This window comes from Providencia sp. PROV182 (genome assembly GCF_028480325.1).
Taxonomy (GTDB): domain Bacteria; phylum Pseudomonadota; class Gammaproteobacteria; order Enterobacterales; family Enterobacteriaceae; genus Providencia; species Providencia hangzhouensis.
This window is the reverse complement of the sequence record NZ_JAMPOL010000001.1, coordinates 201,248-227,011: the sequence shown is the minus strand read 5'-3', so window position 1 is coordinate 227,011 and position 25,764 is coordinate 201,248. Positions and strand designations below refer to the sequence as shown.

General features: G+C 36.3%; 28 protein-coding genes. 15 read left to right on the top strand and 13 right to left on the bottom strand.

The genetic code is table 11. From position 1 onward, the window contains the following. Nucleotides 1-324: 324 nt before the first annotated feature. Entirely contained in the window at nucleotides 325-1,224 is a 900-nt protein-coding gene (yegS, locus tag PR834_RS01115; protein ID WP_004253508.1) for a lipid kinase YegS, read from the top strand. A gap of 46 nt (nucleotides 1,225-1,270) precedes the next feature. Here yegS and thiD read toward each other — a convergent pair whose 3' ends face one another. From thiD to PR834_RS01100, 3 genes are all read right to left on the bottom strand, one after another. Continuing rightward, nucleotides 1,271-2,068: a bifunctional hydroxymethylpyrimidine kinase/phosphomethylpyrimidine kinase gene (gene thiD / locus PR834_RS01110; protein WP_004253495.1), complete on the bottom strand. Its 798-nt coding sequence runs from the start codon at nucleotides 2,066-2,068 to the stop codon at nucleotides 1,271-1,273. 191 nt (nucleotides 2,069-2,259) lie between these two features. Then, nucleotides 2,260-3,126, bottom strand: coding sequence for a YjjW family glycine radical enzyme activase (locus PR834_RS01105; protein ID WP_272536320.1), 867 nt, complete (start codon nucleotides 3,124-3,126; stop codon nucleotides 2,260-2,262). Next, complete coding sequence (locus tag PR834_RS01100) at nucleotides 3,098-4,654, bottom strand: YjjI family glycine radical enzyme (protein WP_112308354.1); 1,557 nt, start codon at nucleotides 4,652-4,654, stop codon at nucleotides 3,098-3,100. Before PR834_RS01100 ends, PR834_RS01105 begins: the two co-directional genes overlap by 29 nt. A 671-nt stretch (nucleotides 4,655-5,325) precedes the next feature. On the opposite strand from PR834_RS01100, the gene pagP reads away from it, so the two are divergent. Continuing rightward, the gene (gene pagP, locus PR834_RS01095; RefSeq protein WP_094960472.1) at nucleotides 5,326-5,901 is read left to right on the top strand and encodes a lipid IV(A) palmitoyltransferase PagP; all 576 of its coding nucleotides are present in this window, start codon (nucleotides 5,326-5,328) and stop codon (nucleotides 5,899-5,901) included. Nucleotides 5,902-5,976: 75 nt separating this feature from the next. Here the strand turns inward: pagP and PR834_RS01090 are convergent, their stop codons facing one another. After that, nucleotides 5,977-7,353 carry an amino acid permease gene (locus tag PR834_RS01090; protein ID WP_036957645.1) on the bottom strand — a complete coding sequence of 459 codons (1,377 nt, stop codon included), beginning with the start codon at nucleotides 7,351-7,353 and terminating at the stop codon, nucleotides 5,977-5,979. 230 nt (nucleotides 7,354-7,583) lie between these two features. Beyond that, entirely contained in the window at nucleotides 7,584-7,730 is a 147-nt protein-coding gene (gene mgrB / locus PR834_RS01085; RefSeq protein WP_004253482.1) for a PhoP/PhoQ regulator MgrB, read from the bottom strand. A 333-nt stretch (nucleotides 7,731-8,063) separates the two neighbouring features. On the opposite strand from mgrB, the gene PR834_RS01080 reads away from it, so the two are divergent. Together PR834_RS01080 and yidA are read left to right on the top strand one after the other, a co-directional pair. Then, nucleotides 8,064-8,447 carry a helix-turn-helix domain-containing protein gene (locus PR834_RS01080; protein WP_004253477.1) on the top strand — a complete coding sequence of 128 codons (384 nt, stop codon included), beginning with the start codon at nucleotides 8,064-8,066 and terminating at the stop codon, nucleotides 8,445-8,447. 226 nt (nucleotides 8,448-8,673) lie between these two features. Beyond that, nucleotides 8,674-9,486, top strand: coding sequence for a sugar-phosphatase (gene yidA / locus PR834_RS01075; RefSeq protein ID WP_004253474.1), 813 nt, complete (start codon nucleotides 8,674-8,676; stop codon nucleotides 9,484-9,486). Between the two features lie 67 nt (nucleotides 9,487-9,553). Here yidA and yddG read toward each other — a convergent pair whose 3' ends face one another. Then, nucleotides 9,554-10,453: an aromatic amino acid DMT transporter YddG gene (gene yddG, locus PR834_RS01070; RefSeq protein ID WP_094960471.1), complete on the bottom strand. Its 900-nt coding sequence runs from the start codon at nucleotides 10,451-10,453 to the stop codon at nucleotides 9,554-9,556. 188 nt (nucleotides 10,454-10,641) lie between these two features. Next, nucleotides 10,642-12,102 carry an alanine/glycine:cation symporter family protein gene (locus PR834_RS01065; protein WP_094960470.1) on the bottom strand — a complete coding sequence of 487 codons (1,461 nt, stop codon included), beginning with the start codon at nucleotides 12,100-12,102 and terminating at the stop codon, nucleotides 10,642-10,644. A 581-nt stretch (nucleotides 12,103-12,683) separates the two neighbouring features. Between PR834_RS01065 and PR834_RS01060 the strand changes: the two genes are divergently transcribed. Both PR834_RS01060 and PR834_RS01055 read left to right on the top strand, forming a co-directional pair. After that, nucleotides 12,684-12,932, top strand: coding sequence for a DinI-like family protein (locus tag PR834_RS01060; RefSeq protein ID WP_004253462.1), 249 nt, complete (start codon nucleotides 12,684-12,686; stop codon nucleotides 12,930-12,932). Between the two features lie 373 nt (nucleotides 12,933-13,305). Continuing rightward, complete coding sequence (locus PR834_RS01055; protein ID WP_036957640.1) at nucleotides 13,306-13,677, top strand: hypothetical protein; 372 nt, start codon at nucleotides 13,306-13,308, stop codon at nucleotides 13,675-13,677. 59 nt (nucleotides 13,678-13,736) lie between these two features. Here PR834_RS01055 and PR834_RS01050 read toward each other — a convergent pair whose 3' ends face one another. Further along, a complete protein-coding gene (locus tag PR834_RS01050; protein WP_272536319.1) occupies nucleotides 13,737-14,114 on the bottom strand; it encodes a hypothetical protein in 378 nt (125 codons plus the stop codon). Nucleotides 14,115-14,400: 286 nt separating this feature from the next. Here PR834_RS01050 and PR834_RS01045 point away from each other — a divergent pair, with 286 nt between their 5' ends. Both PR834_RS01045 and PR834_RS01040 read left to right on the top strand, forming a co-directional pair. Next, nucleotides 14,401-14,625: a hypothetical protein gene (locus PR834_RS01045; protein WP_094960468.1), complete on the top strand. Its 225-nt coding sequence runs from the start codon at nucleotides 14,401-14,403 to the stop codon at nucleotides 14,623-14,625. 189 nt (nucleotides 14,626-14,814) lie between these two features. Continuing rightward, nucleotides 14,815-15,153: a hypothetical protein gene (locus PR834_RS01040; protein ID WP_004253447.1), complete on the top strand. Its 339-nt coding sequence runs from the start codon at nucleotides 14,815-14,817 to the stop codon at nucleotides 15,151-15,153. A 40-nt stretch (nucleotides 15,154-15,193) separates the two neighbouring features. Here PR834_RS01040 and PR834_RS01035 read toward each other — a convergent pair whose 3' ends face one another. After that, complete coding sequence (locus tag PR834_RS01035) at nucleotides 15,194-15,697, bottom strand: DUF1543 domain-containing protein (protein WP_004253444.1); 504 nt, start codon at nucleotides 15,695-15,697, stop codon at nucleotides 15,194-15,196. Between the two features lie 283 nt (nucleotides 15,698-15,980). On the opposite strand from PR834_RS01035, the gene PR834_RS01030 reads away from it, so the two are divergent. Then, on the top strand, nucleotides 15,981-17,132 hold the full coding sequence (locus PR834_RS01030) for a pyridoxal phosphate-dependent aminotransferase (protein ID WP_272536318.1): 1,152 nt from the start codon (nucleotides 15,981-15,983) through the stop codon (nucleotides 17,130-17,132). Between the two features lie 43 nt (nucleotides 17,133-17,175). On the opposite strand, the gene PR834_RS01025 is transcribed toward PR834_RS01030, so the two are convergent. Continuing rightward, nucleotides 17,176-17,520, bottom strand: a complete 345-nt coding sequence (locus PR834_RS01025) for a DMT family protein (protein WP_094960466.1) — start codon at nucleotides 17,518-17,520, stop codon at nucleotides 17,176-17,178. A gap of 134 nt (nucleotides 17,521-17,654) precedes the next feature. Here PR834_RS01025 and PR834_RS01020 point away from each other — a divergent pair, with 134 nt between their 5' ends. Then, on the top strand, nucleotides 17,655-18,146 hold the full coding sequence (locus tag PR834_RS01020) for an N-acetyltransferase (protein WP_110591811.1): 492 nt from the start codon (nucleotides 17,655-17,657) through the stop codon (nucleotides 18,144-18,146). 85 nt (nucleotides 18,147-18,231) lie between these two features. Beyond that, nucleotides 18,232-19,014, top strand: a complete 783-nt coding sequence (locus tag PR834_RS01015; RefSeq protein WP_110591812.1) for a class I SAM-dependent methyltransferase — start codon at nucleotides 18,232-18,234, stop codon at nucleotides 19,012-19,014. A gap of 46 nt (nucleotides 19,015-19,060) precedes the next feature. On the opposite strand, the gene PR834_RS01010 is transcribed toward PR834_RS01015, so the two are convergent. After that, entirely contained in the window at nucleotides 19,061-19,534 is a 474-nt protein-coding gene (locus PR834_RS01010) for a hypothetical protein (protein ID WP_227528966.1), read from the bottom strand. A gap of 76 nt (nucleotides 19,535-19,610) precedes the next feature. Then, complete coding sequence (locus PR834_RS01005; protein ID WP_004253427.1) at nucleotides 19,611-19,949, bottom strand: GlpM family protein; 339 nt, start codon at nucleotides 19,947-19,949, stop codon at nucleotides 19,611-19,613. A 357-nt stretch (nucleotides 19,950-20,306) separates the two neighbouring features. Here PR834_RS01005 and PR834_RS01000 point away from each other — a divergent pair, with 357 nt between their 5' ends. After that, the gene (locus tag PR834_RS01000; protein WP_112308353.1) at nucleotides 20,307-21,959 is read left to right on the top strand and encodes a methyl-accepting chemotaxis protein; all 1,653 of its coding nucleotides are present in this window, start codon (nucleotides 20,307-20,309) and stop codon (nucleotides 21,957-21,959) included. A gap of 207 nt (nucleotides 21,960-22,166) precedes the next feature. Further along, a complete protein-coding gene (locus tag PR834_RS00995; protein ID WP_036957636.1) occupies nucleotides 22,167-23,009 on the top strand; it encodes an MBL fold metallo-hydrolase in 843 nt (280 codons plus the stop codon). 91 nt (nucleotides 23,010-23,100) lie between these two features. On the opposite strand, the gene PR834_RS00990 is transcribed toward PR834_RS00995, so the two are convergent. Then, complete coding sequence (locus PR834_RS00990; RefSeq protein ID WP_262960342.1) at nucleotides 23,101-23,490, bottom strand: nuclear transport factor 2 family protein; 390 nt, start codon at nucleotides 23,488-23,490, stop codon at nucleotides 23,101-23,103. A gap of 829 nt (nucleotides 23,491-24,319) precedes the next feature. On the opposite strand from PR834_RS00990, the gene PR834_RS00985 reads away from it, so the two are divergent. Both PR834_RS00985 and PR834_RS00980 read left to right on the top strand, forming a co-directional pair. Then, nucleotides 24,320-24,529 carry a hypothetical protein gene (locus PR834_RS00985; protein WP_094960461.1) on the top strand — a complete coding sequence of 70 codons (210 nt, stop codon included), beginning with the start codon at nucleotides 24,320-24,322 and terminating at the stop codon, nucleotides 24,527-24,529. A gap of 330 nt (nucleotides 24,530-24,859) precedes the next feature. Next, nucleotides 24,860-25,747 carry a PhzF family phenazine biosynthesis protein gene (locus PR834_RS00980; protein WP_004253418.1) on the top strand — a complete coding sequence of 296 codons (888 nt, stop codon included), beginning with the start codon at nucleotides 24,860-24,862 and terminating at the stop codon, nucleotides 25,745-25,747. Nucleotides 25,748-25,764: the final 17 nt, after the last annotated feature.

Genomic DNA, 25,764 nt, shown 5'->3' with positions numbered 1-25,764 from the left:
TCGCGTTATTGACATTTACATTGAAAAGTGCACTGAATATCCAATTTTATGCAACAGATCACATCAATTGGCTATTCAATATCGTATAGTCACTCTTGAAAACGAAGAACTAGAAAGTCATAAAATAAGACTAGGAACCACCTCCTTGGCTGGCTCAATCTCCCTTGAGCTAGCCATTTCTTTTATCTGCAATTTCTATTTCATTTCTCTTGTTAACGCTATTACTGTAAAAAATCTAAAATAAGCTCATCAATATCTTATAAATCCATTTATACTCATTTTAACGAATATTTGCCATATGTTAAGCCGAATGGATGGGTATATATGAATCAATATCAGTCAGCCATGATTATCCTTAATGGTAAACAAGCCAATCACGCTGAGCTGCGAAAGGCCATTACTCACTTACGTAATGAAGGCCATCAAATTCAAGTCCGTATTCCGTGGGAATTGGATGATACTTATTATTTTATTTCTCAGGCAATAAAACACGGCGTTGATACCATCATTGCCGCAGGAGGTGACGGCACAGTAAATGCGGTTGCCAGTACCTTGATGAAGTTCCCGAGTGACTCTCGCCCTACTTTAGGAATTCTCCCGATGGGAACGGCAAATGATTTTGCCACCAGCGCGAATATTCCACTGGATATTGAAGCCGCCCTTGCTCTCTCATTAAAAGGTAAAGCAGTTCCCATTGATATTGCGCAAGTCAATAAGCAATATTATTTTCTCAATATGGCAACTGGCGGCTTTGGGACGCGTATTACCACCGAAACGCCTGAAGCACTGAAATCAGCATTGGGCGGTGCCGCTTACGTGATAAATGGCTTATTGCGCCCTGATACGCTGAAAACGGATATTTGCCGCATTGAGGGCGAAAACTTTAGTTGGGAAGGTGAAACGTTGGTCATCGCTGTCGGAAACGGCCGCCAAGCGGGCGGAGGACAACAACTGACACCGCAAGCACTGATTAATGATGGCGCATTAAATTTACTGATTATTCCTGCAAGGGATGTCATACCCGCATTTTTAGCAAACCTATTTTCAGACGATAAAAACGAGCACTTGGTCGAAAGGCAATTATCATGGGTAAAAATTTCATCTCCTCACGATATGATCTTAAACCTTGATGGTGAGCCATTATCGGGAGATACCTTTACGTTCGCAGTGCAGCCGAATGCTATTCAGTGCCGGTTGCCGCCTCAATGTAACTTATTAGCTTAAAATATAACGAGAAAGCCCTAGTGTTCGGGCTTTCAATCATTACAGGCTACCACCATGCATGGAAGTGGTGTACTGGGCCAATCCCCTTGCCAACTTCTAAACTGTCCGCTTGCTCTAACGCAGCTTGTAAATAGGCTTTAGCCTGCGTAACCGCTTCTTGCCAATCAGAGCAACGAGGGCGCAGAGCAGCCAAAGCCGCTGACAAAGTACACCCAGTACCATGGGTATTTTTAGTATTTACGCGAATAGAGGTAAAGCGCCATTCACCTTCAGGTGTGATTAACCAATCAGGGCTTTCAGCATCACTTAGGTGCCCGCCTTTCATCAACACCGCTTGGCAACCTTTTTCAAGTAATTTATACCCCTGAGTCAACATTTGGCTTTCTGTTTGTGCAACTTTTTCGTCTAGTAATACCGCGGCTTCAGGGAGATTCGGTGTAATTATAGAAACGAGGGGCAATAATTGTTGGCGCAGTGCATCAACCGCATCGGGTAATAGTAACGGGTCGCCACTTTTAGCCACCATTACAGTATCCAATACCACATACGGAATTGGATATTGCTTCAGCGCCTTCGCCACAACTGCGATATTACTTTGGTTAAATAACATGCCGATTTTTGCGCTATCAATTCGCACATCACTGAGAACAGAGTCTAATTGTGCCGCCACAAATTCAGGGGGTAAGTCTTGGACGGATTGCACGCCTCGGGTATTTTGAGCCACCAATGCCGTCATCACACTCGTACCATAAGCCTCTAACGCAGAGAAAGTTTTTAAATCCGCCTGAATACCCGCCCCACCCGATGGGTCTGTTCCGGCTATGGTTAACGCATTGATCCTCATGAGTGATTCCCCTTTTCGGCTAAAGCATTTGAATAGATTGATAAGCGAGGTTTACTGAAATCATTTTAAATCAAACAATAAAACCACCTTGATTGTCTCATATCATTTAACAAATACCAGCGGTTAGTGAATGAATTTTAATGACTTAGATAAAAAGGGGAAATATATTACACAGGAAAAATTAACGTGACTTATAAGTACACATTAGGCAAATGAATATTACCGACACCTCGCTGTTTTAATAGCTGGACAAATGTCTCTACTTCCGTTTGGGTTGCCGCAGGCCAGTTAGCCGCTTCATTTTTTACGCCATGTTGCTGAAAAGCATTAACTTTTATTCGTGTTTTTGCAGGAAGTTGATTTAAGAAATCAGCCAGTTTATCAATATGTTCTAGATAATCTGTTTGCTGAGGAATATATAATAAACGCAATTCATACAATTTTCCCGCTTGTGCCAGAAATTGAATTGATTGAAATACACGTTGGTTATCTTTCCCAGTTAATCTTAAGGCACACTCATCGCTCCATGATTTTAAGTCAATCATTACGCCATCAGTATACTCAATTACCTTACTCCACCCCGCAGAAGCAAGATGGCCATTACTGTCAATAAAGCAGGTTAAATGTTTCAGTTCCGGTGTGTCTTTAATCGCTTTAAATAATCCAATAATAAAAGGTAATTGTGTTGTTGCTTCCCCGCCACTAATGGTTATACCATTCAGAAAGACAACATTTTTTTTCAAGTCATTGATAGCATCATTAACACTTAACGACACTGTCATTGGGCTTGAATTCTTAGTGCACGTTTGTAAACAAGTGTCACAGAGCTGGCAGGCATCGCTATCCCATATAACCTTACCATCAACAAATGATAACCCATTGTGAGGACAGGTTAAAACGCAGTCCCCACAATGGTCACAGAGCGCCATGGTATATGGATTATGGCAATTCAAACAACGTAAATTGCAACCTTGCAAAAAGATAACATGTCGATTGCCCGGCCCATCTACGCAGGAAAAAGGAATAACCTTATTCAGCGTAGCGCATCGATTGCTCATTGCTGATGACTCGCTGCTGACGGGCTGTAATTTTACAGTTCTTAGTCGCTTCTTCACCTAACCAGGTAGTATTGCTTCTAGAACCTTGTTCTTTGTATTTTTCGATATCTGACAAACGCACCATATAGCCAGTGACACGGACTAAATCATTACTTGCCACGTTTGCGGTAAATTCGCGCATCCCACAACTAAACGCCCCTTTGCACAATTGCATTAATGCTTGCGGGTTTTGTTTAATCGTTTCATCGATGGTTAAAATGTCACTGATCCCAGATAAATAGTGTTTGTGATGAGGTGCAACGGCTTGAATATGCGACACAGGATCGGGTTCTTCACCATATGGAATACGAGCCCCCGGCGTCGTTCCTATGTCTGAGCTAATCCCAGATTGCGCATGAAGCATAGCTCGGTTTTTATAGCCATATTTAACCGGTGTTGTTTCTACAAAGTCTGCCAATTGTTCACTAATTTGATAAGACAATGGTAAAGCTGGTGAATTCGCTTGGTACTGGCCTTTCACGCCATCTTTTTCCATCAAGATATTCACGGCCTCTGCTAAACCATAAATACCAAACATCGGTGCAAAGCGTTCTGGCTCAATTAACCCCTCTTGAACAAGAAAACTGGTTTGGAAGAAATTAGATTCCTCATATAAAAATGCGCTACGTGTTTCAATGAGTTCCATTTGTAACTCACAATACTTTTTCAATTGCACATTTAAAAAATCAGCTGAATTTTGACTGCGTAACGCAACTTCGCGCAAATTAATACGAACTAAAGTGCTTCCGCCACCCGCAACAGGTAATGCATTATAACAACTGACAATACCGTAACCTTGTTTATCGAATGCCGCACTATGAACAATATCATTTGCAATATGTGGCTTACTACATTCACAAATATTCTCAATCGCTTGTAAGAAAAGCGACTCTGGTGTGCGTTGTGGGTGATAGACAAATGTCAGGTTAGGTGCGACTTGTTTCAGTTCTGCATCAATACGTAAAATCAAACGGCAAATAACGTTGTCATCAGGCCCAATATTGGCATGCATAAAAGCATCAGGTAGAGTTCGGTCTAACTGCACCCAGAATCTTTTTAGTTTTGGATACAGTTGTTCTTCTGTCAACTCACCCACGTATGGCATGAGGACTTTATCTAAATACCCTAAAAACACAGGGAAATTGGTTACCGAAGGGACGTGGTGGTACAAAATCATCAGATGATTAAGGGCGTCATCAAAGTCCTCAGCAGGGGCTAACTCTAAGTATTTTGAACCTTGCTTGAGGTATTTTACATAATCGGGCAATACATAACGTGGCTTATACGGTGCATTTCCTTCATACATATCACAAATAACACGTTCATTTAACGCATCCGCTAGGGGTTGGCTCATCGCAAGGTAAGGAATATTACTATCGGCCTCTATCGCTAAAAAATTGGCTTTTTGTTTTGGTGATAATATTTTGTCTGTAGCGATAGCCAAGCATTTTGCTTGATATTCAGTCAGTGGTTCTTGGCGTTTCATCATGGTGATGTTCCTTTGTTAGTTAGAAGCCAAGGTTACGCACAGCAATGTATATGCTATAAACCTTTAAGTACTCGCTCCTACCCGTGTTGACATGCAGCAGCTTATACCTGCCGCCTATAACACTCATTTCATCCCATTGAGACAAGTCATTATTTGACGTGCATCATACTTTTTAGATTTGTTTGCACGCTATTTTTCATAAATGTCTGCTCTATCAACATTACTAGTCGTAATCACCTAAATTGTTAAAAATATCTTTTTATTACAAAACGTTAAATACAACAATAATGAGTGACACAATGTTTTCTCTTATTCTTGATTAAAAAATTCTCTTTCATTTTTTCTTATCAAATAACGGCTTTATTAATAAGAAAATGAAATACCTTATCTATTATTATTGGTTATTTTTAGGAGAATTAGCCTATTCAATAACCAATCTGATAAGTTAACATCCAATTTATCTATCGGTTATCCTACTTAAAAACAGGCAAAATTAAACGGTTCTACCATGACCAGCCAATTATTATCCTTAACTATGTAATAAATACTGTTATATTCTGTACATCTTAATTAAAATAATTTCGCTCAAAATTATAATAATAATGCTAATCTGATAATCATTAGCGAGCTAATCATCATTTTTATATCTGCGATACAGAACTGGATTTACAATGAGAGTTTATAAAAACATACAGTTGGCCGTAGGTGCATCGCTACTCATGAGCGCCTCAATCTGCATATCATCGCCTGCCGTTGCACAAGAGCAATCGGAAAATTTATGGGATACATTTAAAAGTAATGTCAGTACCACATGGGACTCAGACAAATATGAGCTATACGTTCCCGCTGTGACTTGGCACAACCGTGCAATGTACGACAAGAAAAAAACAGATGAATATAACGAGCGCCCTTGGGGTCTGGGCTTTGGTAAATATCGTTATGATGAAGACAATGACTGGCATGCTATCTATGCAATGGCATTTAAAGATTCACATAATGATTGGGAACCAATTGGTGGTTATGCATTCCAAAAAATGTGGATCCCCGGGGACATTGATGGTTTTCGCATGGGAGCTGGCTTCACTCTCAGTGTTACTGCCCGCAAGGATATGTACTATATTCCGATCCCAGCACCGCTTCCTCTGGTATCAGTGGAATATGACAAACTTTCGCTACAAGCCACTTATATTCCGGGAACTTATAATAACGGTAACGTATTATTCGCTTGGTTACGTTGGCAATGGTAATTTAAGTACTTCATTACTGTATAAAAAGGCCGGTGGGATATTCCCACCGACCTTTTTATTATCAGAAAATCAAATTTAGCTCAGCTGTTGGCTTTTAGCTAAATCTTGCTTTTTAGCCCCTGAGAACTGGTACCCAACCCATAGAACCGCTATCCATAATGGCATAATTAATACCGAGATGCGCAAGCCGTCCATTGTCAGGATAATCCCTAAAATTAACAGCAAAAATGCTAAGCATAGATAGTTCCCAAATGGATACCAAATGCTTTTAAATTTCGTTTCAACACCTTGTTTGTTCATTGCCGCTCTGAACTTCAAATTTGAAACACAAATCATAATCCAGTTCAGAACTAACGTCGTCACAACCAATGACATTAATAATTCGAAAGCTTTACCTTCCATCACAAAGTTAATTAAAATCCCGCCAGAAGTCGCAATACCTGAAACTAATAATGCCATGACTGGAACGCCACCTTTATTCACTTTTGCAAGAAATTTAGGTGCATTACTTTGTTGTGCCAAACCATACAACATACGGCTTGTCGCATAAGCCCCGCTGTTATAAACAGACAACGCAGCGATCAAAATGACAACGTTCAACGAATTAGCAACCAGTAAATCCCCTAATTCGTGGAAAATTAATACAAATGGGCTTGTTTTGCCATCAAGGTCAACCCAAGGGTACAACGCTAACAATACAGCTAACGAACCAATATAAAAAATCAAGATACGGTACACAACTTGGTTTATCGCTTTTGGAATGCTTTTATCTGGGTCTTCTGCCTCTGCGGCCGTAATACCGACTAGCTCTAAGCCCCCAAATGAAAACATAATAATAGCCAAAGCCATTATTAGCCCATTAAAACCATTAGCAAAGAAACCGCCATACTCCCATAAGTTACTCACTTTCGCTTGTGAGCCACCATGACCGCTAAGTAGTAAGTAGCAACCAAAAATAATCATAGCTACGACAGCAATAACTTTAATCAATGCAAACCAGAATTCAGTTTCCCCATAAGAGCGAACATTAACCAAGTTAACGGCATTTACCGCAATAAAAAACACCGCGGCAGAAACCCATATCGGGAGCTCAGGCCACCAGTGTTGCATATATTTACCTGCGGCCGTCAGTTCTGTCATCCCAACAAGGATAAACATAACCCAGTAATTCCACCCTGAGAGGAAGCCCGCAAAACCACCCCAATACTTAAATGCAAAATGGCTAAATGAACCCGCGACCGGTTCCTGAACAATCATTTCTCCCAACTGGCGCATGATAAGAAAAGCAATAAACCCACACAATGCATAGCCAAGTAAAACTGATGGCCCTGCCATTTGTATGGTTGTTGCTATTCCGAGGAATAACCCTGTACCAACAGCGCCTCCCAAAGCAATCAATTGGATATGCCTATTTTTTAATCCCCGCTTTAGCGTCTGTTGCTGTTGCGCCATAACTTTACCCTTTCGTCCTCTTACTTGCTTTTTATCGCCCAAACTAATGATAATGACACAAGTTTATTTGAATTTTCTTATTAACACTACATTCTTCTGGCGCTGTTTTTACCCTATTCTACGAACCAGAAGCTGGTGCTATTAGTTATTTTTTTTCATCACATAACAAAATGATACCGCAGGATAGTTACCCCAACTCAATATCATGGATTGTGCATTAAAAAGCAAATTCAAAATGGTAACAAGTCAGTTACACGACAAATACCAAAAATAAAGTCCTCTCCACCTTGGTCGCACAGGCTATCCATCGCTAAAAGATAGAGAAAAATACAGGCCAAGATTGCACTTATAACAATAATTAATTTACGACCAAACACCGATAATTCCTTCATATTTCTATGATGATTTTATTTTTCAAATGATTACAATACTAAGGTACTGCCATTTTATGATTGATATCACTTATGGCATTGCACGTAATGCGTTTATAAAATAAATGGTACTCTAATTTCGAGCCTTAAATTTGAGGAAAATATGCAATTGACCTCTTTTTACAAAAATTTCGCTCATTTTAGGTGCTATTGACCATTAACTTATTCTGATTGTGCTTTTTTTATCCTAAAAATAGGAAATACCGCACAAGCAGCCTTTGTCATGATGAAATGAAGTTGTGTATACTTCTGCTACCGTAAAACTAGAAAACATTTGAGATGCCACAAGATAACCACTTAGCACTTGTTTATGCTTTGAGTAAATGGATAGAAGAACACTTAGGGCGCGTGATCCACTTAGAAGAGCTCGCGGCTTATTCAGGCTATTCACTTTGGCATATGCAAAAAATTTTTAAAGAAGTCACAGGGATTTCACTGGGTAAATACATCCGCCAACGCCGTCTTGCTGGTGCGGTTAACTTACTGCGCAACAGCAACCAGTCTATTTTCGATATCGCACTGGATTTTGGTTTTGGGTCACAGTCCCACTTTACCTATATGTTTCGTAAGGAATATGGCATTACGCCATTTGATTTTAGACAGAATGACCAAATCCAATTAGATGTTAAGCAACCGCTTCATTTGATTCATAATTATGAGTGAGAATATTTTAGCCGCATTAATCTATTGATTCACACACTAATGCTATAAAACATTGTCATTTCAACCTTTGACTATTGAACAGAGTTCCTGCGTTATATTCTGTTCAATTTCACATCAAATACTCATTATTCTAGTACGCGTAAAAATTATAACTATTTGTATAATTTACATTCCGAATAATTGGAGTAAGGTATTGGCAGAAAGCACGAATTTTAGGAGGCATTGGATGTCAATCAAACTGGTCGCCATTGATTTAGATGGCACATTACTTAACTCCCAACACCAAATATCTCCCGTAGTAAAAGAGGCCATCACACAAGCTAAGCAAAAAGGTGTCCATATTATTTTAGCCTCCGGTAGGCCATTTTCGGGTATATCCCCCTACCTGCGGGAATTAGATTTAAATACAGCGGATAACTACTGTATTAGTAATAATGGTAGTGTCATTCACCAAGCCAATGATGGCAGTCATCTGGCAGAAAATTTGTTAGATTTCGCTGACTTCCAATATTTTGAGGAACTGGCTAGAAATGTTGGGGTCCACATGCATGCTCTTGCGGATAACAGCATGTTCACGGCAAACCGCCATATTAGTCACTATACGGTGGCAGATGCTTATCTAACCCACACTCCGCTTATCTATTGCCCCGTTAATGAAATGGACTCTTCTCTGGAATTTACTAAGTTTATGATAATTGACCATCCAGAAAAATTAGATATGGGTATCAGCTATATTCCAGAGAATGTCTTTGATAATTACTCTTTAACTCGAACAAGCCCATATTTCCTTGAGGTATCAAATAAAACCTCAAGTAAAGGCGCAGCGTTAGAATGTATCTGTGAAAAACTAGGCATTACACCGGACAAAGTCATGAGTATTGGAGACCAAAACAATGATATTCAAATGCTGCAATACGCCAGTGTTTCTGTCGCAATGGGCAATGCTTTAGAGCCAATTCGCCAAATGGTTAAATTTGTCACCACAACCAATGATGAAGATGGTGTTGCTGTCGCCATTAATAAGTTTATTAATGTATAAGCCCGCAAAAAATTTCACTTCAGTATATTTTCCGTTGCAGCGCTTACACCAGTATGCGCTGCCATTTTTAACCGTGTATTGGTTTTTGCCTAGTCGCTAAAAAGCAAATCACCGACCCCATTGTCACCATTAACACACCTTGCCAAAAACTTAACGTTAATGCAGTACTTAACAACATAGACGCGAATGCTGTCGATATAACTGGAGTGAAATAAGAAAGCGTCCCTAGAAAAGCCACATTGCCCTTGATAACCGCAAATGTCCATAATGCATTCGCCCCACCAGTCGCAATAGAGGCAACGAGTAATAACAACAGGCTTTCGCTATTGATAATAAACGCTGTTGGCGTACTAAAAAAATACAAAATCCATAACCCAATAGAAGTCATGATGAAAAATAATACCATGCCATTGTGACCACCAGAAATACGCTTGGTAACATTACTATAAAATGACCAAACAATGGCTCCAATAAAAGCTAAAAAATAACAAAGTGGGTTACTTTGTATATTTGCCAAAATAGTTTGCACCGACAATGGCTGATTGCCTGAAATTACCCAGATCAACCCCATAAAAGCTAAAACCAACCCTAATCCTAATAATAAAGTGAAACGCTGGCGGTTAAAAAACACAGCAAGTGCGATAGTAAAACTTGGCCACAAATAATTCACCATACCAAGTTCAATAGCTTGTTGCCGGTTATTAGCTAATCCTAACGCCAAAACAAAACAGATTTCATAGCTAACAAATAACACCGTTCCCCAAAGCAAATAGCGTTTAGGATATTTCGTTATTTTTGGTATCCCCATAACGAGTACCAATACAAGCGAACCGACTGTATACACTAATGCAGCACCACCCACAGGCCCAAAGTTTTCACTTACACTACGGATCAGCCCTACCATTGTGCTCCACAACAAGATTGATATAACCCCATACAGCGTTGCGGCATACTGATTCAATTTCATAATTTTCTCAGCTATTTAGTTTCGAAATTGGTATTTATTGTAATAATACATTTATTTTATCACCTTAAAAAACCTTATAGCTCAAATAATTATAATGCAAGCGCTTATTCTTATTACGCATTGATAATATTTCATAAAAAAAATTCTCAGGCTATCACCTAAGAATTTTATGCTTAAAATGTTTTGTATTAGCGAGATGTTTCTTTCTCAACCCACTTATCAACTTCTTCTTTTTCCCATATCCCTTCCTCAAACTGTTTCTTTAATTCAGGGTGTTGATTGATATCAAAAGTCGGTATTTTGCCTGCAACTAACTGCTGGTTATAATCTTTAGCAAGTTTGAAAGCGATACCCGATAATAAAAGGATCGCAATTAGATTAGTTATCGCCATTAAGCCCATCGATAAGTCTGCGAGTTTCCAAATAAATGGCATTTCAGCGAGCGCACCAAACATCACCATACCCAACGCAGCTAAACGAAAAATAAATAACCCAGCCGTATGATTATTCTCTAGAAAAATCATATTACTTTCGGCATAAGCATAATTAGCAATGATTGATGTAAATGCAAAAAAGAAGATAGCAATTGCAATGAACGTACTTCCCCAGCTGCCAACAGCAGAAGAAAGAGCAAGCTGTGTCAATTCAATCCCATTAATGTTATCCATTCCACTTTCTAGAACGCCAGATGATAAAATAATAATGGCGGTCGCACTGCAAATAACGATGGTGTCCATAAATACACCAAGCATCTGTACATACCCTTGAGACGCAGGATGTGGTGGATAAGGTGCCGCAGATGCCGCTGCATTTGGTGCAGACCCCATCCCAGCTTCGTTAGAGAATAACCCCCGTTGAATTCCTTGTGTCATTGCCTGGGCAACACCATAACCGACAGCCCCACCCGCAGCCTCTTGCAGGCCAAATGCATTTCGAATTATCAGCATAAAAACTTCAGGTAATCGTTCAATATGGTGCCCAACAACCCAAAAAGCTAATAACAAATAAGCTAACGCCATAACTGGAACAACTAATTCAGCAACTTTCGCAATGGATTTCAATCCACCAAAAATAATAACTCCGCTTAATAAAACTAAGCCAATGCCAACATAAATTGGATTGAAATCAAAGGCGACTGCGGTTGCTTGAGCAATAGAATTAGCTTGTACTGCATTAAATACTAAACCAAAGGCAATAATCAGGAAAATGGAAAATAATACGCCCATCCAGCGTTGGTTTAAGCCTTTCTGCATATAATATGAAGGCCCACCTCGATAGTTTCCTTTATCATCTTTGGTTTTGTATAACTGTGCGAGAGTACACTCAATAAAAGACGTAGCCATTCCGAGTACAGCGACGACCCACATCCAAAAAATAGCGCCTGGCCCACCTGCTGTTAGCGCAATTGCAACTCCGGTTAAATTTCCTGTGCCGACCCTAGCGGCTAAACTTGTACATAATGCCTGAAAAGATGAGATACCCGCACTATCGGACTGTTTACTATTTTTTAAGACACTAAACATATGACCAAAATGCCTAATTTGAATAAACCCTGATCGAAGAGTAAAATACAGGCCGGCACCCAGTAATAAATAAATAAGTAAAGAACCCCAAATAAAATTAGTTAATGAGTTTATAAATTCTATCAAATTACACTCCTTTTTTATTAGAACGATTAATAAATAGTTAATCGAAAATCAAAACCTCACATTTAAAATATAACTCCAGAAAAAGGAGTTCAGCTTACAAAAGCCAAATCATCTTAATATGATTATCAGAAATTATATTTTTTTATCTTTAATGTAAATTGATTTTCGCTTGAACAATCATTAACTACATTACGTTTTAATAAAAACAAGTTAGACATTTACAAAAAAATACATGTAACATATTGAAAAATCTAAGCATGATAAAATCATTTATTATTTAACAAAAAACCAATCAAATGATTGAATTATAGTATTTATTTTAATCAAATAGTCACTTAAACAAATAAAAGCCTATTATTTATTTCACATCGTCAATTTTAATTAGCTTATCCTCTAACTAAAACATTTATCATATTAACTATATTTAACTCACTTGCTATTTGGAATATTGACTCAATGAATAACGTTAATTCACAGCGCCAAAATAAATCAAATTGCAATCATCATAATTAGATTATTGCTTATGCTTTCACTTAACAATAAACTGAGCTTAATTAAATTTATAAACAAGAGGTTAACGCATGGAAATTAATATTAAGTTATCTGATGACCCACTTTCTCAGCTCCCTGAAAAATCATATGAATCCTTCATTGCAGAACTGAAAGCTCGCGTTTTAGAAGTCTACCCTGGTAGTTATCTATTGATTACTCATGATAATGGCCCAACAACCTTTCAAACTAAAGGCTTTCATGATGATAACGAAGCACATATTGTTTTACATGAACTTGTCGAAGATGTATTAAAACATGGTCATTGGTTAAAACAATAAGCTCTCTGTGAGGTTATGAATAGAACCAGCAGTGGTCTGCATGATCGCTAGCTGGTTGTTTTAACTCTCCTATATTTCAATAACGCTCTTCCAATATTTATCCAAACTCTGATCAAGATCATACTTAATCTTAACTTTCACCAAAATAAGTGGAAATCGCTTTACCTCACATCGTTATATGGTAATGTATATAACGTAATTTTCATTTACATTGCTTTTGCTAATTATAGCGGCCAGTATTTATACTGGCTCTTTTTTATGAAATCATGCTAAAACCCATTCGACATCCCCCGTTTTAGGTCTAATCTGCTATAGTATTTCTCTAATACCAGATAGAGTTATTATTCATTGTGTGCAAAATAGAGGTATGACTATGAAGCGTTTATTACTGGCTTTTTGCCTGGCCCCAGCCCTTGTTATGGCTGATAATGCCCCATTAAATATTAGTGAGATAGCCAACGATTATTGTGAAATCACAGGTCAAGCACTAAGTGAAGCATACAGCACTGACAAAACTAGCAGTGAATTAACCCAAGAAACCATTGCTAAACTGAAAAGTGAAAATGTCGATCTCAAGCAATTAGCCACTGTTGAGTCAGACCTCCGCAAAAATCTAACTTCAGCGATTGATACCGTACGTAGCAATAAATCTAAATTTGCTAATGAAGCTGACTTCAATAAATCATTAAATGATTCTGTTTCAGCTTGTAAAATTCAAACTGAACTTCTTTTGAATAAATCTTAATCATTTAATTTTTCTAGAAAACAAAAAAGCGCTCAACTTTTACTTTGAGCGCTTTTTTATCAATGAGCTTGTTTTTTAACACACAACTGTTCAATGGAAAATTTTAACTCTGGTGTTTCACTAATAATCAGCTGCCCATGTTCAGAAAAACTCCCTTCCTTAACAATCACATTCGCAACAAATGGCAGAGCGTCGTCTTGGGAAGATAAATGGTATAAGCCACAAACTCGATAACTCTCCCCTTCCTTAAACTCATTTTTTTGTACTATTTCAACATCACTAAACTCAACTGCTGATGAGTTGCCGAATTTCTTTTCCACCAAGCTTTGTGCTTCATTTTTAACATCTGAATCACCAATACTCGTATAAGAATGGTATGCAAATACTCCTAAAGCCAATAGCAGTACAATCAGTAATTTTGTTTTTATACGCTTCAACGCATCACCCTTTCTACTTTATGATAAATCGAACTAGTATAAATGGATTATATCAGTTTGAATAAACAATTTGAGCTTTTGGCTCTACTATTTGATATTCCCTCTAACCAATTGCTATTTTCTCATAAAACTCGAAATTTAATATTGAAAACTATTCTAAAACCTTCCTATCACTATTGATTCAATTTATATCTATTAACTTAACATTAATAAAAAAAACATTTTTTATTTTGTTAGCTAGTTTTATACTAACCTCTATACTGTTAGACTAATTTAATCTATTTTTATGAAAGAAAAGATCGTTAAAAATCTCGTTAACTTAACTCATGGCAATAACAATGATGTTAAAATAGCTGCAATAAATGCATTAGGTGATTATATTTGTTCAATTGAACAAGAAGCCGCCATCGATAGACTGTTAGTATTATGTGATGATTATAATAAAGATATTGCCGTTGCATCAATTATATCAATCAGTAAACTCGCTAAGTTTTTCAATGAAAAACAATAAAACAAAACCAACAGAGAATTATAATTTAACCTCACTCTCATTTCATTAACAAACTATTTTCATTGTGAAGAAATAATGAATATAAAGTGACTGAATTATGGTTTATTCATTTAGATAAGTAAATGTAATTGAATTACATAATTAGAATGGCAGAATGATAATTAATAAATATTCTAAAGGAGATATCACATGAATATATTAAAGCCATTAATTCTTAGTGCAAGTTTAATCGCTATCAGTTTTTCAACATTTGCTTACCCAGGGGATGGGAATGGTTCATGGCACCGTGGTGGGTACCAAAATCAACACCAATATAATGATAGACCTTGTGATAATTATCGTCACTCTAATTATGCAAATCGTCACCGTGGTATGATGCAGTATTCAACATCAATTCAAACAGCTCAGCCAGATGAAACACTGAAAAAAATTGCTGCAGATGCTCCTAAAGGAGAAAATGGTAAACAATATATGGTTAAAGTTGCAGTTGTAGAAATTACGCCTAATACCCCTGTACAAGGCCAGTAATTTTTACCAAGGGTAGAATAACACTACCCTTGGTATTATTTTATATTCCGATTGGCTGGTAACCTTGCCACTGAGGAATAAAGTGATTTCCATTTTTATTTTCAGTTAGATGTATATAAAAATCACCAACTTGTTGTAGTAATAAGCAATCATCCACATCTTTCAAATTATCTTTATGTTGTTGCTGACTATTTGTTAATAGCGCCTGAAGTGCTTTTTGTTTAGCCTCATGTGCAGTTTTAGCAACGAATAAATCAAACTCATGTAATTCCGCAAGGTTGCTTGGAATATATCCACCTACATTAACAAAATAAAGGCGATATTCACTTGTTGAGGGTTCTTTTCGTAATTCTATTTCAAACCCATCTGCCCAATTAATCACTGCATAGCCATCAATATGGATCTTGTCTTTATCACCAAACCAATTTTCTCTTAATGTCGGCCAAGCATCTGTAGGTTGCTCTGCTGCCACAAACTGAACATCATGTACTTCAATATTAGATTTGCCTGCGTTACCACCCACATAAAACATGTATAGCTTCATTATTGTTCCTATTATTTATAGCCAAATAATCATCATATAAATTATTATATAACGAATTTAATTCATAACACAATTACTTATTATTCTAGTCACTCCCGAGCTAAAAAATTTTATCTTTTAATATCAATTAAATAGATAATATTGAATTTCCTATGCAATGATTTGAAATAGTTAACCCAAACAATCAAGTGAATAAAAAGTCATTTTATCTATATAATTATTTACTTTGAGATAATTATGAGTAATCTAATACATTCAAAAATAATAATTTCAGGGAATAACTATGGATCGTCGTTCATTTCTTAAATCCAGCTCATTAGTGGCTGGTGGGCTTGCGCTTAATTCATTGTTTAATCATGCGGTTGCACAAAATAGTAACATTGTCTTACCGAGTGAAAAACACCCATTACTATTGAATTTCAATGAAAACTCATTAGGGATGTCCGAAAAGGCTAAAGAAGCTATCATTAAGGCATTACCTAATGCATTCCGCTACCCTGATGATGCTCGTGCTGAATTACAGAAGAATATTGGTGAGCTCTACAGTTTATCCGATGAGAACATTAGTATAGGCAATGGTTCATCTGAAACCATTCAAGCCACTGTCGCGATGTTGGCAAATAAAGCGAAGAAACGGGGTATCAATATTCAGCTCGTCACACCTGACCCAACATTCAATTATGCAGAGCTATACTCCCTACCATTAGGGGTGACGATAACGAAAATTCCTTTAAAAACCGATTTATCATTTGACTTAGCAAAAATGGAACAAGCCGCTAATGACTTTGATGGTTTATCAATGGTCTATATTTGTAACCCAAATAATCCGACGGCAATGATCACGCCTTATAGCCAGCTTGATAAGTGGCTGAGTAAAGACTCTGACAACACATTTTTTATCGTTGATGAAGCTTACGCTGAGTTTGTTGAAGACCCGAACTTTACAAGTGCTATTGAATTAGTCAAAAAAGGTCAAAACAACCTGATTGTCACACGTACCTTCTCTAAAATTTTTGCCTTAGCAGGCTTAAGAGTCGGCTATGGGGTCGCAACCCCCGAAATTATTGCTGCTGTAGATGCGTTTTTATCTATTGATAATACTAATACAGCAGGTGCGGTTGCTGCGATTGCATCACTAAAGGATAAATCATTTATTCAATACAGCCTAAAATCCAACGATATATCGAGAAAAATCGTAGAAAAAGCATTAAACGAAATCGGGCTGGAATATGCTCCATCACAGGCTAATTTTATTTTCCATAAAGTTAAAGGGGACGTAAAAACCTATCAACAACGTATGGCTGATGCTCATGTCATGGTAGGTCGTGAATTTCCACCAGCGGTTGGCTGGAATAGATTAACGCTAGGAACCCCCGAGGAAATGCAGCAATTTGTTGTAATACTGAAACAATTCCATGAAAAAGGATGGGTATAAATTAAGTCAAATCCAAAAAGAGCAGCTCAAACTGCTCTTTTTGTTAAAATGGCCCCTTAAATATAAAAAAGGCCCCCGCAAAAATGAGAATAAAACCTATTAAATGATTAATGGTAAAACTTTCACCTAAATACAACACCGAAAAAAGAACAAAAACACAGAGTGTTATCACCTCTTGCATTGTTTTTAATTCAGCTGCACTGTAGTACTGATGCCCTAACCGATTAGCTGGCACCGCAAAACAGTATTCAACCAATGCAATTAACCAGCTAAAGAAAATAACAACATACAGTGGCTTTGTTGTAAATTTTAAATGTCCATACCAAGCAAACATCATAAATACATTTGAAATAACAAGTAAAAATACTGGATAAAATTTAGTTAACATACTGATTCAATAGACAAAGAATAAATAACCGATATTATGGGGTTAGAAGTAACACATTACAATGTGCTCCCACAAATCCCGCTACTCTTCATATCATAAATTTAAACGTATTTAGCAATCATTACGAGGGAATAATGAATATTAAATATGAATTAATGACACAATCAGATTGTCCTGCTGTGGCTCAATTATTGCAATCTAATTCTGAATCCCAACAAGGTGGGTTACTCGGTGAATATCCTCAAGCTAAAGTCAACGCTATGTTTTCAGGGAGTCTAACTACTGTTATAGCCAGAGATGGAAATAAAATTATTGCAGTCGTATTTAGCTTTGATCCTCATTCTTCATCCCTACCCGCTATAGCACATTTGATCATTAAACAGCATACGGAAATTATACAGAATAATTGGTTCTATGGCCCTGTTTGTATTGATAGAAATTATAGAGGAAAAAATATTCTAAAGATCCTTTTTGATAGCGTATGTTCGTATAACCAAGGAAAGCCTATTGCATTTATCAATGCAGATAATCTTAGGTCCCTTTTTGCACATAAGAAGATAGGAATGAGTAATGTCACTAATTTTGAATTTAATGGCACCTCATATCATTTAATGGTAGGAAATTAATTATGTACTAACTGGTACATTTTCATTTCAATTTGCTCATTTTTTGCTACACTGTGACAAATTATTGTATGCAGAAGGTCTTTTTATGACAGATTTCATGAGTGCCAACCAAAAAGCATGGGATAAACAAGCAGAATCGCAACTTGCTTGGTCAACCCCCGTTGATTCCAAAACTATCAATGAAGCTAAAAAAGGAAAGTGGCAGGTTCATCTAACTCCAACTCCTGTTGATGACGCTTGGTTAGGTGATGTAAAAGATAAAAAAATTCTCTGCTTAGCCTCTGCTGGAGGACAACAAGCTCCAGTACTCGCTGCCGCAGGGGCGAATGTGACTGTTTTTGACTTTTCTCAAAAACAGCTTGAGCAAGACAAAATGGTGGCAGAAAGGGATAATTTAACATTAGAGATTGTTCAAGGTGATATGCGCTCATTACACATGTTTGCGAATGAATCATTTGATATAATATTTCACCCTATTTCTAACCTGTATATTCCAGATGTTAACCCGGTCTGGCAAGAATGCTACCGTGTTTTAAAACCAAATGGACGACTGTTATCCAGTTTTTTTAATCCTGTTGTTTTCATTGGAGAACGTGATAAGCGATATGATGAGCAAGGCATAATAAAACCAAGTCATACTATGCCGTACTCCGAGCTATCAACCCTATCAACAGAGCAAATAGCGCAAAAGCAAGCAAGGCGAGAAGCTTTTGTGTTCGGTCACTCATTAACAGATCTTATTGGAGGGCAAATAAAGGTAGGCTTTTATATCACTGGCTTTAAAGAAGACTGGCAACCTAATCCACGATTTGTCGTTGATAATTATCTGCCCACATTCCTAGCAACGATGGCAGTTAAAACAAATTAATATTATTGGTGCTCGTTTTGTTTGTCACTCAACGAGCTATATTAAATTAGCTTCTTTTACAATACCTGTCCCACACAGATTCAAATTGCTCTGCGGGAATAATATCATCTGTTTTTTCTACAAAAGGAATGGATATCATTACCTTGCCAGCCCTATTTTTATGGAGTCTAACGATAAACCTTTTATAGCCATGGGGTAATTCATTTTCAAAACCAAAGACTTCGCCACAATAATAGCCAGTTTCATCCCCCTCTTCACTTTTGGTCAATACATAGTATTGAACATTTTTATAATTTGCAGCTGAGGGGTAAGCAAGAAAATCTTCGACAGAACTTTTCACTCGACCTTCAGTATCTAACTCAGGATCAAGTTTAATTTCAGTCATAATTCCTGCAATATACGCGCAACCAGCAACTAATAATAATACCAAGGTTCTTAATAACATTTTAACTGTAAAACTCAATGGAAAACACTGCTTATCATTATAGTTAATACTTAGATTTTTGCGACTATAACCCATAAAGCTTAAGCTATCAGCTTATCGTGATAGTTTATTTTTATCATTATTTACAGTTAATTATTTCTCCCTATGTTATTTATTGAGTGAGTTGCCATATATAAACCAATATTGCTGCTGTTATTATCCAAATAACAGTTGCAATACTTAAACTTCCCCAAGCCGTCATTTTCGTTGCTAGCAAATATACCGTTAATAAATACATTGCATAAGGGATGAGTGACCACAGCCCAAACAATGCCGTTTTTCTTAGTGCTTCTGTGCCTTGTTCCTGTACAACGATAACATGTGCAATTAATGCAAATGTAGGAAATAATGGAACTAAACCTGCAATATAGTAAATTTTACTACGCGAAAACAGTGCAATAATCAATACAGCTAAAGCGCCTAAAAGGCATTTAAAGAATAAAGAAAGCATACCGCACTCAAAGCCAAAGTTTTAAAGGTTGACTATTATTATCACAAATAATTCGTAAATTAACTGTATTCTAGGTAGCAATGTACAACAATTATTTCCTCCCATTCTCTCTCGATCAGTAAAACCCCTTAATTACTTTCAATTTTATGAGCTAAGTCAAATTGTTGGATATAAAGTATCCAGAGTTAGTGCCGATACATTCATTTAGTCCCTACGCCTGATGCTTCCGCGTGACTACATATAACTTTTTAGCTATCGGACAGCTTCGATTTGCTCATGGTTAATCACGTTATGTTTAGAAGTCGTACTTAGTATGCGTTCAAACATACTACTCGATGGTATGAAAGGAAATAATCAATGATGTCTGGTAATTTAAAAAAAATTAATTTTAGTTCACCTAAATTCTCTTTTTCTGGTTTTAAAACGACAACTCTAGTCTGGTTTATTTCAGGCCTGCTTATCGTCCTTCTTCTTTCAACCTGTTGGTTTTTCTTTAGTTCTTTAAAGCAATATCAAGAGACATTATTCAAACTCGACACTATTTATAATGAACAAACACAACTGAATAATACGTGGCAATCTTTATTACAAGCAAGAAACACATTGAATCGCGCTAGCTCTCGTCATTTATTGGTTATCAACAAGATGAAAACATCAAACACTGACATAGATAGCCTCATCGAGTTTTATCATAAAAAAATAACAGAAACAGGAAACTATTGGGATGCATTCACATCCACCTCAATCTATAAAAACGGTGATGAATTTGCTGAACTAGAAAAATCATATAGAGCGTTATATGCTGCATTGAATGAACTTTCTGTATTTTTAGTTCAAGGAAAAACATATGACTTTTTAAACCAACCTACTCAAGGGTTTCAAGATACATTTGAGAAAAACTACGTTAATTATCATCAACAGTTAAATAGTAATTATCATGATATTGCTCTTGCAAGTGAGCAATTGTATAAGCAAAGTTTGATTGGCTTAATCGTTACTATCTCAATCGTTATCCTCGTGACTCTATTTATTCGATTTATTCTACAGCTTTTCTTTATTCGCCCACTAAACCAAGTTATTGATGGTATTGAGAAAGTTAGCCATGGCGTTCTATATCATACCTTTGATAACAAAGGTTTATATGAAATTAAATTACTTAAACAGCATGTATCTAATATGCAAAGTAAGCTGATTGATATCGTTAAAAATATCTATGACAACACTCATCATATAAAAGTTGAGCTTGGAGATATCACCCAGATGAATCACGACCTTTCTATTCGAGCAGATCAACAAGCCGCGGCAATTGTCGAAACCGCAGCCAGTGTCGAAGAACTTGATTCATCTTTTAAATTAAATACAGCTCACACCAACCAATCGTGCCAATTGATGTCAGAGACAAGTGTAACCATTGAAAAAAGCAATGAACTTATTTCTGATGTTGTAGAAAATATGGATGATATCGTCGATTTTTCAAAAGAAATCAGTAAAATCACTTCAACCATTGATAATATTGCTTTTCAAACTAATTTATTAGCATTGAATGCCGCTGTAGAAGCTGCCAGAGTGGGTGAACATGGCAAAGGGTTTGCGGTCGTCGCAAATGAAGTGCGCGAATTATCAATTAGTTGTACTCAAGCATCCAAAGAAATCAAGCTATTGATTAATAATTCAAATGATAAGATTAACCACTGTTTCCAATTAGCAGCGGATGCAAATGACAATATCGTTTCAATTGCACAAGACACATCTAATATCAATGAAATGATCCAAAGTGTTGCGCTTGCCTCAAATGAACAAACCCATGGGGTGAGTCAAATACATCTAGCAATCAATGAATTAGATAACACCACTCAAGCGAATGCAGCTATGACTCGTGAGTTGCAATCATCCTTAAAAGCTTTAGAAGCTCAATCAGATCTATTAGAAGATATTATGTCTATTTTTCATACAGAGCCAACCAATCCCCATGAAACAGGTGATGAAATTCAACAAGAAGTAAAGAAGTAAAAAAATTTGCCTAGCAATGTATAAGCTTATATCGCAATTTATTTAGGAGGTTGACTCTCGATAGTCGCCTCCGACCTTTTTTATAATTTTCTCATATTCCTCTCATTTCCTCATTTTTTATAATTATATTTTATCGCCATTTAGTAATTTGTTACTGTTTATCTGATACAACAGATTACGATTACTTCTATTAAACATGAGCTCATGATGACAATAAAAATTACTGTTCTTGTAGATAATAATACCCTGATTGATAGTTATTTTTGTGGTGAACCCGGTGTTTGCTACTATATCGAAGCTGATGATAAAAAAATATTATTCGATACAGGTTATTCAGATATATTTATTGATAATGCGAATATTTTACATATTGATCTTGCCGATATTACTGACCTGGTACTTTCTCACGGCCACAATGATCATACATGGGGCTTAGGTCACCTAATTCAACACTTTGACCGCCGTAACATTGAAGCACCTGAAACTAAACACCTGATATACCATCCGGATGCGCTAATTCCCAAAAAATTTCAATCTAAAGTCATCGGGACAAATACATCTAAAGACATTTTAGCTTCTTATTTTCATTGTATAGAAGCGACAAAACCATACTATCTTTCTGAAAATATAATTTTTTTAGGCCAAATTCCTAGACTCAATAGTTTTGAGGGAAAAGAGCCAATTGGTACTACACTCGACTTCAATCATAATATCATTGATGACTATGTGTTTGATGACTCAGCACTTGCAATTAAAACGTCTGAAGGCCTAATTGTAATAACGGGTTGCTCTCATTCTGGAATTTGTAATATTACTGAATATGCAAAGCATGTAACTGGCATAAATAATATTGTCACTGTCATAGGTGGGTTTCATTTACAGCAAGCATCAAAAGAAATTTTGGAAAAAACAGGTAATTACTTTAACCAGCAGGATATAAAATTTATACACCCATGCCACTGTACAGATCTCAACGCAAAAATACATTTGGCAAAATATGCACCAGTACAAGAAGTTGGTACTGGATTACAGTTAATTTACCCAAGTTAATATAAGATAGAATATAAGTAAGGTAAAGCCTTGTTTTAATATAGGTTTTACCTACAATAGTAGTATTCAGTATTGTACAAGCAATAAAGATTTAGGTTCTTGAGCCTAAATTTTCATCAGTATTATTACCTTTAACCATTCTTGTTAATTCTTCGCAACGGGTAATTTTTCCATCTTCTATTTGAAAACAAGCAAATACCTCAAATTCACTTACTGAACCATCTTTTTTAGTGGCTTTTGCCAGATGTTGAGTATGAACACATCCATCCCCCTCTGCGATAGATTTAATAGTAATAACAATCGACTCAGTGGCTTCTTTCAATACCTGCAAATGTGTAATAAATTCATTAAAATCAATTTGTTTTCCATCAACAACTTGAATATATTTATCCGAAAAATACTGTTTAGCCACAGGCAATGAACCAATATTCTCACCCAATACCGCATTTAATGCTTGTATTACCCACTGTGCATTAGTCATCTTTTATCCCTTACATTAAAAAGATTATTTATAACTGTTATGGGAGTAATATTTTATATTTCAAGTCAAAACCGATTTAATTATCTTTTTAATTATATTCCTTTACTATACTTCAATAATTTCCCATTTGTCCGTGAGATAATCTATAAAATAATACTCGTTTTTACTCTTATTATGTTTTTGTATTCAGTCAAAACCTTACATTCATCTCGCCAACTTTAGTTTGATTTATGTATTATTCTCAATAAGTTAATCATAAGCATTAGATATCATGTAGTTACACTCACTTGGAATTAGGTTCTAAAAAAAGAAATTAATATTAAAAAACAATTAGTTGCTTAGTAATTTCAAACGCAAGCCCCCCTGTAAAACATTTATTTTAATTTTATGCTTACTCTGATTTGGATTAATCCTTAATCACTGGTATTATCTGATAGCCTATCTAAACAACAGGCACCTTATAACAATAACTATAAATATACATTTCCATTAGATACCCCTGCTTGCAGGGGCTTTTTTTGCTAAATGATGGCATACCTTAGAAACAACGCCCTTCAATAACCTGTGATATTTTCCTCATTTTGCTACCCACTAGATCTTATTGAATAAATCGGACGATTATTCAACGGAATAGGCATCTATTATGGATACTATAGGTGGTGACGTCTCCATAACTTAAACTTAAGTAATAAATCGTGAGAAATTTATATATTTATTATGATAATTTTAAGAATAATGACAGTTACAATTTTTAACTATTTGTAAAGGAAATAAACATGCAATTAGAGTAAATTAATTAATAATTATAATTTACATAAAAGGTACTTTTATGCGATTTAATCTAACTCAAGTAAATATATTAGAAGAAAATACAAAAGTTACAGGCTTGCATATAACTTTGATCGGTGACGACAACTCCACTCATACACTTAAAATGGATATCAAAGGGTTGGATACCATGAATATGAGTTTAAGAGACATAGAAAAATATGCTATTAAACAACTTAAACATAGCTTTGAACATTGCTCTAATGGTTGAGACTTATTACCTAGCTTAGGTAATAATAAGTTTTATTGCCATATAAATAAAATTTTTTACTATTCATCTGGGTATTGAAGGGTTTTGTATATTTCTTCCGCATAATTTTATGCAGCATATATTTCAATTATTTTCACCTGCATCAAAATAAATCACCCAACTTATATCAAATATTCAATCAACTTCAACTTAACTCTTTATAATATTGAGTTCTGCATCGCTATCATGTTATCTCAATAGATTTTTTATATTTATTCTATTATACAATGAGTTAATGCTAATATATTGTCTATACTTCTTGTTAAATTTTAACCAATCAATAAGATCCCCATGCAAAATAAAAATACCGATTCAGTTGAGCAAGCTATCCTGGTATACCTTGTCAATTCTTTCACACAAAATAATTCTGGTGGTAACCCAGCAGGTGTTGTCCTCAACCCGCCAAAACTCAGCACTTCACAAAAAATTGCTATTGCGCGGCAGGTCGGTTTTTCAGAAACTGCATTTGTCTATAACGGCGAAGAAACTGATTTTATAGTAGATTTCTATACTGCTGAAGGTGAAGTTGATTTTTGTGGTCATGCCACATTAGCTGTGTTTTCTACTTTAGCTTCACTTAAGCAACTTACTGATGGGCTTTACACTCAAAAAACCAAAGCAGGTATTCTGAGCGTGTCTGTTAGCCCAAATAACATCGTTATGGAGCAAACACTACCAACCTTACGCAATGGGCCCAGTATCAATGAAGTAGCAACAGCCCTTGGCATAACTAACGAAGTTATTGCTGAAACAGGCTTACCTATCATGATAGTTTCAACAGGGTTACCCGACATTATTATTCCAGTTAAAACTGGTCATTTAGATTTGCTACAGCCTAATTATGAGGCAATAGCAAGGCTAAGTCGTGAATTCAAAGCTATCGGTTTTCATGTATTTGAGCTAAACCATAACTCTTCGACCACAGCACATTGTCGAAATTTCGCACCGCTCTACGGAATAAATGAAGAATCAGCAACAGGCAGTGCTAGCGGAGCCCTTGGCTGCTATTTGGTCAATTATGTTTTACCAAATGAAACTCATTTTTTGTTTGAACAAGGTCGTGCAATGGGATGCCCGTCATTAATTCAAGTAACAATTAACTCGCAAACAAAAAATATTATTCAGGTAGAAGTTGGTGGTCAAGCTGTTCTGATGGGTACGCAAATAATTCATATTTAGCCAGAAATACAATATGC